Raw genomic sequence first — 18,934 nt, forward strand, 5'->3', positions numbered from 1 at the left:
GTGACGCCGGGCAACCGCTGGCAAACCTGCCATGGCTCGATGTGGAGCAGCGCGAACAACTGCTGACGACTTTCAATCCGCCACAAGCCACCCTGGACGAACAACCGCAGCGCTTGCCCCAGCGGGTCTTCGAAGCCCAGGCGGCGCTCACTCCGCACGCCGTGGCACTGGTCTGCGCCGGACAGAACCTCGATTACGCCGAGCTCAATGCCCGGGCCAACCGCATCGCCCATCGCCTGATCGCCCTCGGCGTGCGGCCTGACGACACCGTCGGCCTCTGTGCCCGGCGCAGCCCGGAAATGGTCATCGGCCTGCTCGGTATCCTCAAGGCCGGCGCTGCCTACGTGCCCCTGGACCCGCAATACCCGGCGCAACGCCTGGTCCATATGCTCGCCGATAGCGCGCCACGGGCCCTGGTGTTCCAGCAAGGACTGGACGAACTGCCACTACCCGAGGGCCTGGCGACCGTTGAACTGAACGACCCGACGCTGCTCGACGTGGCGGCTCACAACCCGCAAGTAGCAGAGCTGAACTTCGGCCACCTGGCCTATGTGATCTACACCTCGGGCTCCACCGGCTTGCCCAAGGGCGTGATGGTGGAACATCGCGGCCTGCGCAACCTGCTCGACTGGTACCTCGAGGACCTCGCGCTGCATGCCGGGGATGCGGTGCTGCTGGCCTCCTCCTACAACTTCGACCTGACCCAGAAGAACATCCTCGCGCCGCTGATGGTCGGCGCCGCACTGCACCTGGCCGAAGAACCGTTCAACCCCGCGGCCATCGTCGCGCAGATCGCCGAGGCCGGCGTCACTCACATCAACATGTCACCGAGTGCCTTCCACGCCCTGGTGGATGCCGATCCGGAGCAGGCCCTGGCCTGCCTGAAACGCGTGGTCCTGGGGGGCGAGCCGATCCAGATCGCCATGCTGGAAAAACTCGCCCAACCACGCCCGGCGGTGATCAACAGCTACGGTCCCACCGAGTGCAGTGACGTGGTCGCCTGGCACACGGCGGACACGGACCTGGCGACCTACCAGGAGCGCTCGATCCCGATTGGCCGGCCGATCCGCAATATGCAACTGCATGTGCTCGACAGCCACGGGCAATTGCTGCCGGTGGGGGTACGTGGCGAGATCCATATCGGCGGCGTCGGCGTTGCCCGTGGTTATCTGAATCTGCCGCAACTGAGTGCCGAGCGTTTTATCCGCGACCCGTTCTCCACCCAGGCCAATGCCCGCCTGTACAAGACCGGTGATATCGGTCGCTGGCTGCCCGACGGTACCCTGGAATACCTCGGACGCAATGACGACCAGGTGAAAATCCGTGGCCTGCGCGTCGAACTGGGGGAAATCGAAGCGGCCCTCGCCGCCCTGCCGGGGGTGCGCGAAGCGGCGGTGATCGCCCGCGAACAGCAGGCCGCACAAGCCGACAGCAAGCGCCTGGTCGCCTACCTGTGCGGCGAACCGGCCAGCGCCGAGCAATTGCGCGCCGAACTGCTGAGCCGCCTGCCCAACCACATGGTGCCGAGCGCCTTCGTGGTGCTGGATGTCCTGCCCCTGACCGCCAACGGCAAGCTCGACCGTCGGGCGCTGCCGGAGCCCGGCCAGGACGCCTACGCCAGCCGCACCTACGAGGCCCCCCAGGGCCCGGTGGAACAAGCTATCGCCGAGATCTGGCAGCAATTGCTCGGGTTGGAGCGTGTCGGTCGCCACGACGGTTTCTTCGAACTCGGCGGCCATTCGCTGATGGCGGTCAGCCTGATCGAACGCCTGCGCGAACAAGGCCTGAGCACCGATGTCCGGCGAGTCTTCAGCGCCCCGAGCCTGCGCGAACTGGCCCGGTCGATGAACCAGGCCGATGAGATCCGCTTCCAGACTCCGGCCAACCGGATTCCGGCCGATTGCACCCGGCTGACCCCGGACCTGCTGCCGCTGGTGACCCTGAACGCCACGCAACTGGAGCGAATCGTCGCCGCCGTACCTGGCGGGGCCGCCAATATCCAGGACATCTACCCGCTGGCGCCGCTGCAGGAAGGCATTCTCTTCCACCACCTGCTCGGCCATGAGGGTGACGCCTACCTGGTGCGCTCGATGCTCGAGTTCGACGACCGCCAGCACCTCGACGCCTTTATCAGCGCCCTGCAGGTGGTGATCGGGCGCCATGACATCCTGCGCACCGCCGTGCACTGGGATGGCCTGCCCCAGGCGGTGCAAGTGGTGCAACGCCAGGCGCGCCTGCCGGTGCACAGTGTCACCCTGGACAGCGACAAGGACGCGCTGGAACAGTTGCGCAACCTCAACGACCCACGGCAATTGCGCCTGGACCTGCGCCAGGCGCCGTTGATGCGCGCCTGCATCGCCCGCGACCCGCACTCCGAGCGCTGGTTGCTGGCGCTGCTCAACCACCATATGGCCAGCGACCATGTGACCCTGGAAATCGTCCTGGAAGAAATCCACGCGATTCTCCACGGCCGGGCCGACAGCCTGCCGGCACCGCAACCCTACCGCGACTTCATCGCCCAGACCCAGGCCACTCCGGCCGAAGTCCATGAGGCCTACTTCCGCCGCCGCCTGGCCGATGTCGACGCGCCCACCGCGCCTTTCGACCTGCTGGAAATCCAGGGCGACGGCAACCACATCGAAGAGGCCGAGGTGCACCTGAGCGATGAGCTCAGCCGGCGTATCCGGGCCCAGGCCCGCGAACGCGGGATGACCCCGGCGGTGCTGTTCCATGTGGCCTGGGCCCAGGTCCTGGCCCGCTGCACTGGCCGTGACGACGTGGTCTTCGGCACCGTGGTCGCCGGTCGCCTGCAAGGTTCGGCGGGTGCCGAACGGGCCCTCGGGGTGTTTATCAATACCCTGCCGGTGCGGGTCCGACTGGCCGACCACGGCGCCCACGAGCTGGTCCTGGCGACCCACCACGACCTCGGCGAACTGCTCGCCCACGAACAGGCGTCACTGGCCCTGGCCCAGCGTTGCAGCGGCGTGGCCACGGCCCTGCCGCTGTTTACCAGCCTGCTCAACTACCGCCACCAGAGCGATGACAACCAGTTGCAATGGCCGGGCATGCGCATGCTCGGCAGCGCCGAGCGGACCAACTACCCGCTGACCCTCTCGGTCAACGATTACGGCGAGGCCCTGGGCCTGCTGGTGCAAAGCGTGCGGCCGGTGGATCCGCAACGGCTCTGCGCCCTGATGCAGCGGGCCCTGGAGCAACTGACCCAGGCGCTGATGTACACGCCGAAGATCCCGCTGACACAACTGGATGTGCTGCCGTCGGCGGAACGCACCCTGTTGCTGGAGACCTTCAACCAGAACCGCCTGGATTACCCGACGGACGCCTGCATCCAGCAGCTGTTCGAAGAGCAGGTGCGCTGGACGCCGGAGGCCATCGCCCTGGTCGATGCCCGGGGCAGCCTTGACTATGCCGGGCTCAACGCCCGCGCCAACCACCTGGCCCAGCAGTTGATCGCGGCCGGCACCCAGCCGGGTGACCTGATCGCCATCTGCGTCGAGCGCGGCGCGGCGATGATCGTCAGCATCCTCGCCATCCTCAAGGCCGGCGCCGCCTATGTGCCGCTGGACCCGACCTACCCGGCCGAACGCCTTGCCGCGATTGTCGAGGATGCCCAGCCGCGCCTGCTGCTGGCCGATCCGCTCGGACGCGCAGCGGTGGGCGAACTGAGTGGCGCGACCCGCTACCTGGCACTCGAACAGGCCGATACGTTGACGCCGGCAACCGATCTGGAGAATCCGCAATTCGCCGCCGACGCCCTGACCTCGGCGCACCTGGCCTATGTGATCTACACCTCCGGGTCCACCGGCAAGCCCAAGGGCGTGATGATCGAGCATCGCAACCTGGTGTCCTCGACCCTGGCCCGCTGCGCGGTCTACGCCCCGAACGAGGAGCGGCGCTTCCTGCTGCTGTCCTCGATTGCCTTCGACAGCTCGGTGGCGGGGATCTTCGGCACCCTGGTCAGCGGCGGCACCTTGTGCATCCCGGATGCCGAGACCGCCCGCGACCCGCAAGCCATCGCCCGCTTTATCGACGCCAAGGCGATTACCACCCTGCTCTGCGTGCCGTCCCTGGGCCGCCTGGTGCTGGGCAGCCTGACCAATGGCAAGGGACACGCCAGCCTGCGCGAGATGATTGTCGCCGGCGAAGCCTGCCCGCCACTGTTGGCGCAGGAATGCGCAAGCTTCGAACCGGCCATCAGCCTGTACAACGAATACGGTCCCACCGAAGGCACGGTCTGGGCCACGGTGCACCGCTGCGGCGGTGATGAACAGGGCACGGTGCCGATCGGCCGGGCCATCCCCAACACCCGCCTGTACCTGCTCGATCCGCAGGGCCAGCCGGTGCCCCTGGGCGTTTCCGGTGAGCTGTACATCGGCGGCGAAGGGATTGCCCGTGGCTACCTGAACCGGCCGCAGTTGAACGCCGAGCACTTCCTCGCCGACCCGTTCGGCCTCGGCGACGACGCACGGATGTACCGTACCGGCGACCTGGTGCGGATGCGCGCCGACGGCGTGCTCGAGTTCCTCGGGCGTAACGACCAGCAGGTGAAGATCCGCGGCTTCCGTATCGAACCCGGAGAAATCGAAGCCTTGATGCTGACCCTGCCGGGTGTACGCGAGGCGGCGGTGATCGCTCGCGAGGATGTTCCGGGCAGCACCCGCCTGGTGGCCTACCTGAGCGTCGAGCCGCACCTGGCCGGGCGCAATGCCAGCCAGACCCTGCGTCCGTACCTCAGCTCGCAACTGCCGGACTACATGGTGCCGTCGGCCTTCGTGCTGGTCGAGCAACTGCCGCTGAGCCCCAACGGCAAGCTCGACCGTCGCGCCCTGCCGGCCCCGGCCGCCGAGGACTTCGCCCACCGCGAATACGAAGCGCCCAACGATGAGACCGAAACCCTGCTGGCGGCGATCTGGGCTGACCTGCTCGGCCTGGAACGCATCGGCCGGCATGACGACTTCTTCGAACTCGGCGGGCATTCGCTGCTGGCGGTGCAGGTCACCCTGCGGGCCCGCGAGACCTTCGGTGTCGAAGTGCCTCTGAGGGGCCTGTTCGAACACCCGTCGCTGCAGGCCCTGGCCGACCTGGTCACCACCTTGCAACTGGCGCAGTACGAGTCGGACGAACTGCTGGACCTGCAACAAGAAATGGCTTCGCTGTCTGAAAGCGAACTGCTCGCTATCGTCTCCAAGGATGCTTGATAAATTGAACTCACATAACGATAGTCTCGACCAGTTGAAACGTGCCGCCATGCTGCGCCTGCTCAAGCAGCGCGGCGCCACGCGGAGCGTCGATACCCCCCAGGACGACATGGTTGCCGTGGACCGCGAAGGTCCGTTGGCGCTGTCGTTCGCCCAGCAACGCCTGTGGTTCCTCGATCAGTTGGACCCGACGGCCAGCGCCGCCTACCACATGCCGGCCTGCCTGGTGCTGCGCGGCAGCCTTGATCACAACGCACTCAAGGCCGCCCTGGATCGCCTGGTGGCCCGTCATGAAAGCCTGCGCACCACCTTCCGCCGCGACGGCGAGCAGCCGGTGCAAGTCATCGCCCCGGCCGACTGCGGTTTCAGCCTGGCGGAACACGATCTGCGCCAGTTACCCCGGGAACAGGCCGAAGCACAGGCCGCCGAACTGAGCGAACAGGAAGCGACGGCAGCGTTCGACTTGCTCCACGGGCCGCTGATCCGTGGCAGCCTGCTGCGCCTGGCCGACGATGAACACCGCCTGCTGATCACCCAGCACCACATCATCTCCGACGGTTGGTCGATCGGTGTGCTGGTCAAGGAATTCGCCGCACTGTACCAGGCGTTCAGCAGCGGCCAGGCCGATCCCCTGCCGGCCCTGGCCCTGCAATACGCCGACTACGCGGCCTGGCAGCGCCGGCACCTGGAAGGTGAACGCCTGGGCCAGCACGTCGAGTTCTGGCGCAGTCACCTGGCCGGGGCCCCGGCCCTGCTCTCGCTGCCCACCGACCGGCCGCGCCCGGCGGTACAGAACTACCGTGGTGCGACCCTGAGCTTCGATTTGCCCGTGGCCCTGTCCACGGCCATCACGCGCTTCGCCCAGTCCCGCGCCGCGACCCCGTTCATGACCCTGATGGCCGCCTGGGCCGTATTGCTCGGCCGGATCAGCGGCCAGCAGGACGTGGTGATCGGCACCGTCACCGCCAACCGCGACCGCCAGGACGTGCAGGCGCTGATCGGTTTCTTCGTCAACACCCTGGCCCTGCGCGTGCGCCTGGACGCCAACCCGACCCTCGACCAGATGCTGCAACAGGTCAAGGAGTTGATGCTGGAGTCCGCCAGTCGCCAGGACACGCCGTTCGAGCAAGTGGTCGAGGCTCTCAAGCCGCCGCGCAGCGCCAGCCACAGCCCGGTGTTCCAGACCATGCTCTACACCAACGCCGGCGGTGCCGGCGGGCAGCTGCAACTACCGGGGCTGAACCTGGAATTCCTGCCGTCACACAAGGACAACACCCAGCACGACCTGTCGTTGCATATCGACGAAGGCGGTTCGAGCCTGTCCTGCAGCCTGTCGTACTCCACCGCGCTGTTCGACGCCAGCACCGTCGAACGCCTGGCGGCGCGCTTCGAGCGCCTGCTGCGCTGCTTTACCGAGGCCCCGCAAACCCGCATCGGCGCCCTGGAGCTGGACCCGGCCCTGGCCCTGCCCGAGGTCAGCGCCCTGGCACCGCTTCCGGCGCGCATGCCGCTGTCCTATCACCAGGAACGGGTCTGGTTCGTCGACACCTTCGAAACCGGCTACCTGTACGCGGCCAACCCGGTCTATCACAACGTCGCGCTGCTGCTGGAGATCTTCGGTGAATTGCAGGTCCCGGCCCTGCAAACCGCCCTCGACGGGCTGCTGGCCCGCCACGCCATCCTGCGCTGCCGGGTGCATTCCGACGGTGCCAGTGCCTGGCAGAGCTTCGACGGCCCGGCCAGCCTCGCGCTGGAGCAACTGCAGAGCACCCCGGGCGAGATGCGCAGCCGCGCCCTGGCCGAAACCCGCCGCCCGCTGGAGATGAACGGCGGCAGCCTGGTGCGCGCCAGCCTGGTGCGCGCCGACGAGAAAAATGCCGTGCTGGCCCTGGCCGTGCATCACCTGCTGGCCGACCGCACGTCCATGCAACTGATCAAGCGCGACCTGCTGGCACTCTATGAAGCCGCCTGCGCCGAGCGCGAGGCCGCGCTGCCGGCACTGTCCCTGGGTTACGGCGACTTCGCCGCCTGGCAGCGCCAGTTGCCGGCCGCCGTGCGGGAAAACCTGCGGGCCTACTGGAGCTATCAACTGCGCGGCAAGCTGCAGGCCCTGGAGCTGCCGCTCAACCGCCCACGAGCCGCGGTGCATGTGTTCAGCGAAGCCACCCATGAGTTCGTCATCGAGGCCGCGCTGGCCCGGCGCCTGGACAACCTGGCCCGGGAAGTCGGTGTCAGCACCGACAGCCTGGCCCTGAGTGCCTTCACCGCCCTGCTGCGGCGCTACGCCGGGCACGATGAACTGGTGATCGGCACTACCGCGGCCTGTCGCGAACCGGCCCTGCAGGACGTGGTCGGCCCGCTCGACAACCTGCTGGTGATCCGTGGCGCCTGCGACAGCGAGACCACCCTGCAGGCGTTGCTGGAACAGACCGCCGGGACCCTGGCCGACGCCCGTCACCATCGGCACATGCAATTCGACCAACTGGTGCTGGCCCTCAATCCGGCCAAGGACATGAGCCGTACCGCCCTGTTCGACGTACTGTTCAACTTCCAGCAGTTGACCGACAACCGCGCCCTGGTGGCGGGCCTCGAAGTCAACAGCCTGGAAACCAACCTGGGCTACGGCAAGAACGACCTGCACCTGCTGATCAGCGCAGGCGAGCAACACTGGAACGGCCACCTGGCCTACAACGCCGACTTCTTCGACGCCGAATTCATCCAGCAACTGATGCGCCATTACGTGCGCCTGCTGCAGGCCTTTGTCGACACCCCGCAACAGCGCGTCGACGATGTCGCCCTGCTGGATGCGGTCGAGCGCCAACGGCAGGTCCTCGACTTCAACAACACCGAGGCGGCCTGGCCCGACAGCCTGACCCTGCAGCAGATCTTCGAGGCACAGGTCCAGCGGACCCCGGACAATATCGCCGTCAACCTCGGCGAGGAACGCCTGAGCTACCGCCAGCTCAACGAGCAGGCCAACCGCCTCGCGCATCGTTTGCGTAACGCCGGGGTGCAGCCGCAGGAGCTGGTGGCGATTGTCCTCGACCGTTCGCTGGCGATGATCGTCGCCACCCTGGCGGTGCTCAAGGCCGGCGCCGCCTATGTACCGATCGACCCTGGTGCGCCGGCCGAGCGCATCGCCTATGTGCTGCGTGACAGCGGCGCGCGCAAGGCCGTCGCCGGCCAGGACATGAGCCCGGCCCTGCTGGCACTCGGCATCGAGGTCTTCGCCCCCGAGTCCACCAAAGCGCCGTGCAACAACGCCGAGGGCGCGGCCAACCTGCCCAACGTCAACGCCCCGGAGCATCTCTGCTATGTGATCTACACCTCGGGCTCCACCGGCGAACCCAAGGGGGCGCTGCTGGAACACCGCAACGTCGTGCGCCTGATGCACAACAATCGTTCGGAATTCACCTTCAACGCCGACGATGTCTGGTCGCTGTTCCACTCCAACGCCTTCGACTTCTCGGTCTGGGAGATGTACGGCGCCCTGCTCCATGGCGGTCGCCTGACCCTGGTGCCCGAAGCCCTGCGCCGCGATCCGGCGCAGTTGCTGGACTTCCTCGAACGCGAGCAGGTGACGGTGCTCAACCAGACGCCGTCGGCCTTCCTGCAACTCAGCGGCGCCGCCCTGGCCCGCGGCGATGTGCGCCTGGAACACTTGCGCTATGTGATCTTCGGCGGTGAAAGCCTGGAGCTGGGCAAGCTCGACGCCTTCCATCGGACCTTCGCCCATGTGGCGCTGGTGAACATGTACGGCATCACCGAAACCTGCGTGCACGTGACCTACAAGGCCATCGGCGCGGCGGATATCGCCGCCGGCATTTCCAATGTCGGCCGGCCGATCCCGACCACCGTGGCCTATGTCCTCGACGCCCAGCAAAGGTTGCTGCCGATCGGCGTGGCCGGGGAAATCTGCGTCGGCGGCCTCGGTGTCGGCCGTGGTTACCTGAACCGTCCGCAGCTGAGCGCCGAACGCTTTATCGCCGACCCGCTGCGTCCCGGCGAGCGCCTGTACCGCTCCGGCGACCTGGGCAAGTTGCTGGACAACGGCGAAATCATTCACCTGGGGCGGATGGACGCCCAGGTGAAGATTCGCGGTTTCCGTATCGAACTAGGGGAAATCGAGGCCAAGCTGCTGGCCTGTGACGGCGTGCGCGAAGCCCGGGTCCTGGCCCGAGATGACCTGAGCCAGGGCAAGCGCCTGATCGCCTACCTGATCGCCAAGCCCTCCGTCCGCCTGGAAGTGGCGGCCTTGCGCAAGCAACTGGGCGCCACCCTGCCCGACTATATGATCCCCAGCGCCTTTGTCAGCCTGGCGGCCTACCCGCTGACCGGCAACGGCAAGCTGGACCAGGACGCACTGCCGGCACCGGACCTGGACGCCATGTCCGAGCGCGGCTACAGCGCCCCCGAAGGCGCCACCGAACACGCCCTGGCGCAGATCTTCCAGGAGCTGCTGGGCCTGGAACGCGTGGGCCGGCATGACGGTTTCTTCGAGCTCGGCGGTCACTCCCTGCTGGCCGCGCAACTGGTTTCCCGGGTACGCCAGCAACTGGGCGGCGAGATGATGCTGCGCCAGCTGTTCAGCCACCCCAGCGTGGCCGAACTGGCACGGGTGGTCGGCGGCCTGCAAGCAACCGACCACGACAGCATCGGGCCGGTCGAGCGCAATGCGCCGTTGGCGCTGTCGTTCTCCCAGCAACGCCTGTGGTTCCTCGACCAACTCGACCCGGGCGCCAGCAGCGCCTACCACATGCCGATGTCGCTGCTGTTGCGCGGCGATCTCGACCGGGCCGCGCTCAAGGCCGCTCTAGACCGCCTGGTAGAGCGCCACGAAAGCCTGCGCACCACCTTCGCCCGCCACGGCGAACAGCCGGTGCAGATCATCGCCGCGGCGGACTGCGGTTTCGTCCTCGTCGAACAGGACCTGCGCACGCTGTCCTACGAACAGGCCAGCCTCAGTGCCTCGCGCATCGGCAACAGCGAAGCCACCGCCCCCTTCGACCTGCACCAGGGCCCGCTGATTCGCGGGCGCCTGCTGCGCCTGGCGGATGACGAGCACGTCCTGCTGATCACCCAGCACCACATCATCTCCGACGGTTGGTCGGTGGGGGTGCTGGTCAAGGAATTCGCCGCCCTTTACCAAGCCTTCAGCCAGCAGCAGGAAGACCCGCTGCCGGCCCTGTCGATCCAGTATGCCGACTACGCCGCCTGGCAACGCCGGACCTTTACCGGCGAACGCCTGGCCGAGCAGGCCGAGTTCTGGCGCGGGCACCTGGGCGGCGCCCCGGCGCTGCTGTCGCTGCCCACCGACCGGCCACGCCCGGCGGTGCAGAGCTACCGTGGCGGCGATGTACCGGTGCAGATCGATGCATTGCTGTACCAGCGCCTGGAACGCTTCTGCCAGGCCCACAACATCACCCTGTTCATGGGCCTGCTGAGTGCCTGGTCGGTGTTGATGGCACGTCTGGGCAACGAACGCGACGTGGTGATCGGGGTGCCGACCGCCAACCGTGGCCGGACCGAAACCGAGAACCTGATCGGCTTCTTCGTCAACACCCTGGCCCTGCGCGTCGATCTCGGGCAGAACCCGAGCGTGGCGCAACTGCTGGAGCAGGTCCGCCAGACCACCCTGGCCGCCCACGAGCACCAGGATATTCCGTTCGAGCAAGTGATCGAGGCCTTGCAGCCGCCGCGCTCGCTGAGCCACAACCCGCTGTGCCAGGTCGCCCTGTCGCTGGACAATACCCCGGCCGGCGTCGAACTGAGCCTACCGGGCCTGAGCCTGGTGCCCGTGGCCCAGGCCCACGAAACCGCGCAATTCGACCTGATGCTGACCCTCGGCACCAGCGACGGCAGCCTGTCCGGGGTGATCGAGTACGCCAGCGACCTGTTCGACCGTTCGACCGTCGAGCGCTTCGCCCAGCACTTCCAGATCCTCCTCGAAGCCATGCTCGAGGATGTCGCGCAACCGGTACTCGGCCTGCCATTGCTGAGCCCGGCACAGCGCCAGGCCTCGCCGGCGCTGCTGCCACCCAAGGCGGTATTCGCCGCGGGGCCACTGATTCACCAGCGCTTCGAAACCCAGGCCGCCAACCACCCGCAGCGCACCGCCCTGGTCTACGGTGAACAGACCTTGACTTACCAGGCCCTCAACCGCCGCGCCAACGGCATTGCCCGCGCCCTGCTCGGCCAGGGAGTGCGCCCGGATGATCGGGTGGCGATCCTCGCCCTGCGCGGCGTCGATATGCTCTGCGCGGTACTGGCCGTGCTCAAGGCCGGTGCCGCCTACGTGCCGCTGGACCCGGCCTACCCGGCCGAACGTCTCGCCTACCTGCTGGACGACAGCGCGCCGGTGGCGCTGCTGGCGCAGTCGGCCTGCCTCGACGCCCTGCTGGCGCACGACGTGCCGGTGCTGAAGCTCGACGAACTGAACCGCGAAGACGCGGCCGCCGACAGCGCCCTGGACCGGAACCCGCAGGCCGACGAGCTGGGCTTGGGGCCACAGCACCTGGCCTACGTCATCTACACCTCGGGGTCCACCGGCCTGCCCAAGGGCGTACTGGTGGAGCACGGCAATGTCGCGCGGCTGTTCGATGCCACCGCCGAGCTGTTCGACTTCGACCACAACGACACCTGGACGCTGTTCCACTCCTTCGCCTTCGACTTCTCGGTCTGGGAAATCTGGGGCGCCCTGAGTCATGGCGGCAAGCTGGTGATCGTGCCGAGCGACGTGGCCCGTTCGCCGGATGACTTCTACGCGCTGGTCTGCCGCCAGCAGGTCAGCGTGTTGAACCAGACGCCGAGCGCCTTCCGCCAGTTTATCGAGGCGCGCGGCCGCAGCGAGGAGGAGCACGCCCTGCGCGAAGTCATCTTCGGCGGCGAAGCCCTGGACTTCCGCAGCCTGCGGCCGTGGACCGCGAGTACCCCGCTGGCGCGTACCCGCCTGGTGAACATGTACGGCATCACCGAGATCACCGTACACGCCACCTACTACCCGGTCAGCCAGGCCGAGATCGACACTGCGGCACCGAGCCTGATCGGCCCGGCGCTGCCGGACCTGTGCCTGCGCATTCTCGACGACTACCAGCAACCCGTGCCGGTGGGGGTCAATGGCGAGATCTATATCGGTGGCGCCGGGGTCGCCCGGCATTACCTGAACCGTGAGGCGCTGAACGCCGAACGCTTTATCGCCGACCCTTACTCCGATGTGCCGGGCGCGCGCCTGTATCGCACCGGCGACGTGGCCCGCTACCGCGCCGATGGCGGCGTGGTCTACGTCGGCCGCAACGACTCGCAGATCAAGATCCGCGGCTTCCGTATCGAGCTGGGTGAGATCGAGGCGCAATTGCTGGCCTGCGCCGAAGTCCGCGAAGCCCTGGTGATCGTCCGTGAGGACCAGCCCGGCGACAAACGCCTGGTGGCCTACCTGATCGCCGAAGACGGCAGTGCTCCCGCGTCCTCGGCCCTGCGCAGCCAACTGGCCAGCGTGCTGGCCGAACATATGCTGCCGAGCGCCTTCGTGCCCCTTGAGGCCTGGCCGCTGACCACCAACGGCAAGCTCGACCGCGCGGCCCTGCCGGCACCGGACCTGTCCGCCGCCGTCAGCCGCCACTACGAAGCACCGCTGGGAGCGATCGAAACCACCCTGGCCTGCGCCTGGCAGGAATTGCTCGGCGTTGAGCGGGTCGGGCGCCAGGATCACTTCTTCGAACTCGGCGGTCACTCCTTCCTGGTCATCAGCCTGATCGAGCGCCTGCGCCAGGCCGGCCTGCAACTGGATGTGCGCACCGTGTTCTCGGCACCGACCCTGCAAGCCATGGCCACCGTCCTCGCCGGCGGCAGCAGCGCCGAACGGGTGGTGCCGGCCAACCTGATCCCGGCCGATTGCACCGCGCTGACCCCGCAGATGCTGCCACTGGTGACGCTGAGCCAGCAGGAAATCGAACAGATCGTCGCCGATGTTCACGGTGGCGCCGCCAACGTGCAGGACATCTACCCACTGTCGTCCCTGCAGGAAGGCATCCTCTTCCACCACCTGTTGCAGGCCGAAGGCGACGCCTACCTGATGCGCACCGTAGTGACCTTCAGCACTCGCGCACTGCTCGACAACTTCCTCGCCGCCGTGCAGGTGGTGATCAACCGCCATGACATCCTGCGTACCGCCCTGCGCTGGCATGGCCTGCCGCAACCAGTGCAGGTGGTCCATCGCCGGGCCCAACTGCCGGTGATCAACCTCGACACCGCGCCCGGTGAAGACGCCTTGCAGAAGTTGCGCGAGCGCACCGATACCCATCATCTGCGCCTGGACCTGCAACAGGCACCGCTGATCGCCGCGCACGTCACCTACGATGCCCAGCGCGAACAGTGGCTGCTGGCATTGCTCGACCACCACCTGGTCAGCGACAACGTCACCCTGCGCCTGATCATGCTGGAGATCCAGGCGGTGCTGGCCGGCCAGGCCGAGAGCCTGCCGCCGTCGCAGCCCTACCGCAACTTCATCGCCCAGGCCGCCAGCGTCTCCCAGGCCGAGCACGAGGCCTACTTCCGCCGCCTGCTGGCCGATGTCGACGCCACCACCGCGCCGTATGGCGTGCTCGATGTGCGCGGCAACGGCGCCGGGATCCAGCGGGCGGTGCAGCACCTGAGCGAAGATCTCAGCGCCCGGGTCTATCGCACCGCGCGCGCCCAGGGCGTGCCGACCTCGGTATTGTTCCATGCGGCCTGGGGCCTGGTGGTCGCGGCCACCAGCGGGCGCGACGACGGAATCTTCGGTACCGTGCTGTCCGGGCGCTCCCAGGGCACCACCGGTGCCGACCATGCGCTGGGGATGTTCATCAACACCCTGCCGATGCGTATTCGCCTGCAACACCATAGCGTGGCCGATATCGTCCAGGACGCCTACCAGCAGCTCAGTGAGCTGCTGACCCACGAGCAGGCGCCGTTGGCCCTGGCCCAGCGCTGCAGCGCGGTGGATGCGTCGTTGCCGCTGTTCACGGTGATCCTCAACTGCCGTCACGGCGACCTGGTGAATGCCTCCGGGGAGAACGTCGAGGACATGGGCGAGCATGAAGGTATCCACTTCATCGCCTCGGAAACCCGCACCAACTACCCGATCGAGATTGCCGTGGCCAACGTGGCCAGCGGTTTCTCGCTGACCGCACAGTCCATCAGCGGTATCGATCCGCAGCGTATCGCCGCCTATCTGGGCCAGGCCGTTGCCGAATTGGTCGAGGCGCTTGAGCAAGACCCGGCACGTCCGGCCAGCAGCCTGCAAGTGCTGCCCGAAGCCGAGCGGCAATTGCTGCTCAACCGCTTCAACAACACCGCCACCGGGTTTGCTCCGGCAGAGCCGATCCACGCCTTGTTCGAAACCCAGGTTCGCGCCAATCCCGAGGCTATCGCCCTGGTCTGCGAAGACCGCCAACTGAGCTATCGCCAGCTCAACCGTCGCGCCAACCATCTGGCCCGGCAACTGCTGGCCCTCGGCGTGCAACCGGATGAGCGCGTGGCCATCTGCGCCGAGCGCAGCCTGGACATGATTGTCGGGTTGCTCGGCGTACTCAAGGCCGGTGCCGCCTATGTGCCGATCGACCCGGCGCATCCCGCCGACCGCATGGCCTTCATGCTGCGGGACAGCCAACCACGAGCCTTGTTGACTCAGACCGCACTCACCCTGCCGGCTGGCGACACGCCGCTGTTGCTGCTCGATACCGCCGAATCACTGCGTGCCGCAGACGACGACGCCTTCGATAACAACCCGACAGTCCCGGGACTGACAGCGGAAAACCTGGCCTATGTGATCTACACCTCCGGCTCCACCGGCCAGTCCAAGGGCGTGATGGTCGAACACCGTTCGGTGTTCAACTTCTGGAACGTGCTGACCCGCACCACCCACCAGCATTGCCCGACACCAGCCACCGTGGCCCTCAACGCCGGTTTCTTTTTCGACATGTCGATCAAGGGCATCTCGCAGCTGTTTTCCGGGCACAAGCTGGTGATCATCCCGCAACTGATCCGTGCCAGCGGCAGCGAACTGCTGGACTTCCTCGAAGCCCATCAGGTGCATGCCTTCGACTCCACTCCATCGCAGCTCGATACCCTGCTCTGCGCCGGCCTGCTGGAACGCCGCAGCTACCAGCCGATCAGCGTGCTGCTGGGCGGTGAAGCGATCAATGCCAGCACCTGGGAGAAGCTGCGCAACTGCCCGACCATTCACTTCTACAACATGTACGGCCCGACCGAATGCACGGTCGACGCCACCATCGACCTGATCCGCGATCTCGGCGAAAAACCGAGCATCGGCCGGCCGATCGCCAATGTCCAGGTGCATGTCCTCGATGTCCGTGGCGAACCGGCACCGTTGGGCGTGGCCGGGGAAATCCATATCGGCGGTGCCGGTGTGGCTCGTGGTTACCTCAATCGCGACGAGCTGAGCGCCGAGCGTTTCATCGTTGACCGCTTCTCTCAAGTCGCAAACGCGCGCCTGTACAAGACCGGCGACCTCGGCCGCTGGCTGGCCGACGGCACCCTGGAGTACCTGGGCCGTAACGACTTCCAGGTGAAGATCCGTGGTTTCCGGATCGAACTGGGTGAAATCGAAAACGCCTTGCTGGCGGTTCCGGGTATCCGCGAAGCCGTAGTGATCGCCCGCGACGACAGCCAGGGCGACTCGGACAACCAGCGCCTGGTCGCCTATGTCTGCGGCGAGCCGGTGCCGGCCGAACACCTGCGCGGCGAATTGCTCAAGCACCTGCCCGAGTACATGGTGCCCAGCGCCTTCGTCCATCTGGATGCCCTGCCGCTGACCGCCAACGGCAAGCTCGACCGCCGCGCCCTGCCCGCCCCCGGCCAGGACGCCCTGGCCAGCAAGGCCTACGAGGCGCCGCAAGGCGACACCGAAGTGGCCATCGCCGAGATCTGGAAAGGCTTGCTGCACCTGGATCAGGTCGGGCGCAACGACGGCTTCCTCGAACTCGGCGGCCATTCGCTGTTGGCCGTGCAGTTGCTCTCGCGGCTACGGCGCAAGCTCGGCGCGCGGATCACCCTGCGCGAGCTGTTCGACGCACCGACCGTGCGTGGCCTGGCCGCGCTGGTCAACGCCACGGCGCCGAGCGAGGCGCAGTCGATTCCCCTGGCCAACCGCTCGGGCCGCCTGCCGCTGTCGTTCTCCCAGCAACGCCTGTGGTTCCTCGATCACCTGGATCACGCCGCCGGCGCCGCCTACCACCTGCCGATGGCCTTGCGCCTGAGCGGCACGCTGGACAAGGCCGCCTTGCACGCCACCCTCGATCGCCTGGTGGCGCGCCACGAAACCCTGCGCACGCGCTTTGAACTGGTGGACGGCGAACCGCTGCAAAAAATCGCCCCGGCCGATACCCGCTTCCCACTGCTGCAGCAGGACCTGCGCAAACTGCCGGCCGATGAGCGTGCGGCGACCCTGGCCCGTCTCGGCCAGGACAACGCCACGCAGCTATTCGACCTGAACCAGGGCCCGCTGTTGCGCGGCCAGCTGCTGCAGATGGCCGACGAGGAACATGTGCTGCTGATCACCCTGCATCACATCGTCTCCGACGGCTGGTCCAACAGTGTCCTGGCCCATGAGGTGAGCGTGCTGTACAGCGCGTTCAGCCAGGGTCACAAAGACCCGTTTCCGGCCCTGGCCCTGCAATACGTGGATTACGCCGCCTGGCAGCGGCAATCCCTCGACGGCCCGGCGCTGCAAGCCCAGGTCGACTTCTGGCGCCGGCACCTGGAAGGCGCGCCGAGCCTGCTGAACCTGCCACTGGATCGCCCGCGTCCGGCCATCCAGAGCTATGCCGGCGGAATCGTCAACTGCGCCTTCTCACCAGCCCTCAGTACCGATCTGCGAGCCTTCAGCCAGGCCCAGGGCAGCACGCTGTTCATGGTGCTGCTGGCCGGCTGGTCGGTGCTGATGAGCCACCTCAGCGGCCAGGCCGACGTGGTGATCGGCACCCCGGTCGCCAACCGCCAACGTCCGGAGCTGGAGCCGTTGATCGGCTTCTTCGCCAACACCCTGGCGCTGCGTGTCGCCAGCGGCCGCGACAGCCGGGTCGCCGAGCTGCTCGGGCAGATCAAGGACCTGACACTGGCCGCCTACAGCCATCAGGACCTACCGTTCGAGCAAGTGGTCAGTGCCTTGCAGCCGACCCGCAGCATGAGCCACAGCCCGCTGTTCCAGGTGATGCTGAGCCTGGACAACACGCCACCGGCACCGTTGCAACTGCCCGGCCTGCAAGTCGAGTCGCTCGACAGCGCGCACCGCACCACCCAGTTCGACCTGTCGCTTTCGCTGGTCGACACCGGCGAACGCATCGGCGGCAGCCTGCAATACGCCAGCGATCTGTTCGACAGCGAAACCGTGCTGGCCATCGCCGGGCTGTTTGCCAAGGTCCTGGAGAACCTGGTGAGCGACGCACAGCAGTCGATCGGCCAAGTGCTGGAGAACACCCCGAGACTGCCGCGCGCGGCCAATGCCGAGGTCGCCCCCGCCGCCATTGCAGAACAGCCGCCCGAGGCACTGCCTTACGAAGCGCCCCAGGGTGACACCGAAATCGCCATCGCCAACCTCTGGAAGGACTTGTTCAAGCTGGAACAGATCAGTCGACATGACGACTTCTTCAGCCTCGGCGGTATTTCGCTGATGGCGGTGCAGATGGCCTCGCGCTTGCGCAAGGTGCTCGGCAAGCCGATCGCGGTGCGCGATCTGTTCGTCGAACCGACCATCGCCGGTTTCGCCCGGGCCCTGGACGGCCAGGCCCGCCCCGGCCAGCACAGCAACCTGGTGCCGGTCCGCCGCACAGGCTCGCAACGACCGCTGTTCCTGGTCCATCCGCTGGGTGGCGAAGTGCAATATGTCCGCGACCTGGCCCCGGTGCTCGACCCCCAGCTACCGGTCTACGGCCTCGCCGCCAGCGGCCTGGGCGCTGGAGAAACGCCGTTGTTCGAAGTGGCGGCCATGGCCACGCGTTACCTCGCGGCGATTCGCCAGGTCCAGCCACAAGGGCCTTACCGGATCGCCGGCTGGTCGGCCGGCGGCCTGATCGCCTATGAAATGGCCCGTCAGCTGCAAGCCGGCGGCGAGCAACTGGAGTTCCTCGGCATCATTGACGCCTCGGCCCGCCCCGGGCCCGCCGCTGCGGAGTCCTTGAGCGAAGGGCAATTCCTGATGGCCTGGCTGCCCGAGCAGGTCGAGCCCGAGGTACGCCGACAACTGAGCGAACTGGCGCAGGAAAACGCCATCGAGGCGATGCTGGCACTGTGCATGGCCTACCAACTGCTGCCAGAGGAACTGCCCCGGGACGTCGATGCCGGCCTGTTGCGCAGCCACCTCACGGTGGCCTATGCGACTCGCCTGGCCGTCGGTGCCTATGTCAGCCCACCCGCGCCGCTCAAGGTGACGCTGTTTACCGCCAGCGGACAGGAACGCAGTGACCCGCTGCTGGGCTGGAGCGCCCTGCTCGACGCGCCGATCAGCCACACGGCGTTGCCCGGCAGCCACAACACACTGGTCAAGGCGCCCTATGTCAGCGCGCTGGGCCAGGCCATTTCCCAGGCGTTGAAGACGAGTGCCCAGTCATGAAACGGACGGATAAACGCTTTTCATTCTCAAAAATACCAGCGTCAGCTCAACAGCGCCGATTTGGCGGCGTAGGATGTCCCTGTTTTCCACTACAGACTTCTCCTACACAACT

The 18,934-nt window shown here is 67.0% G+C and carries 2 protein-coding genes; both read left to right on the top strand.

All coding sequences use genetic code 11. The features are described 5' to 3' along the window. The coding region (locus tag M5B96_RS08195; RefSeq protein WP_248796184.1) for a non-ribosomal peptide synthetase at nucleotides 1-5,216 on the top strand (5,216 nt) is incomplete at its 5' end. 4 nt (nucleotides 5,217-5,220) lie between these two features. Next, nucleotides 5,221-18,822 (top strand): non-ribosomal peptide synthetase, encoded by a 13,602-nt coding sequence (locus tag M5B96_RS08200; RefSeq protein WP_248796185.1) that lies wholly within the window; start codon nucleotides 5,221-5,223, stop codon nucleotides 18,820-18,822. Nucleotides 18,823-18,934 lie beyond the last annotated feature (112 nt).

It is taken from the genome of Pseudomonas sp. MWU13-2105 (assembly GCF_023242315.1).
In the GTDB taxonomy this organism is placed as follows: domain Bacteria; phylum Pseudomonadota; class Gammaproteobacteria; order Pseudomonadales; family Pseudomonadaceae; genus Aquipseudomonas.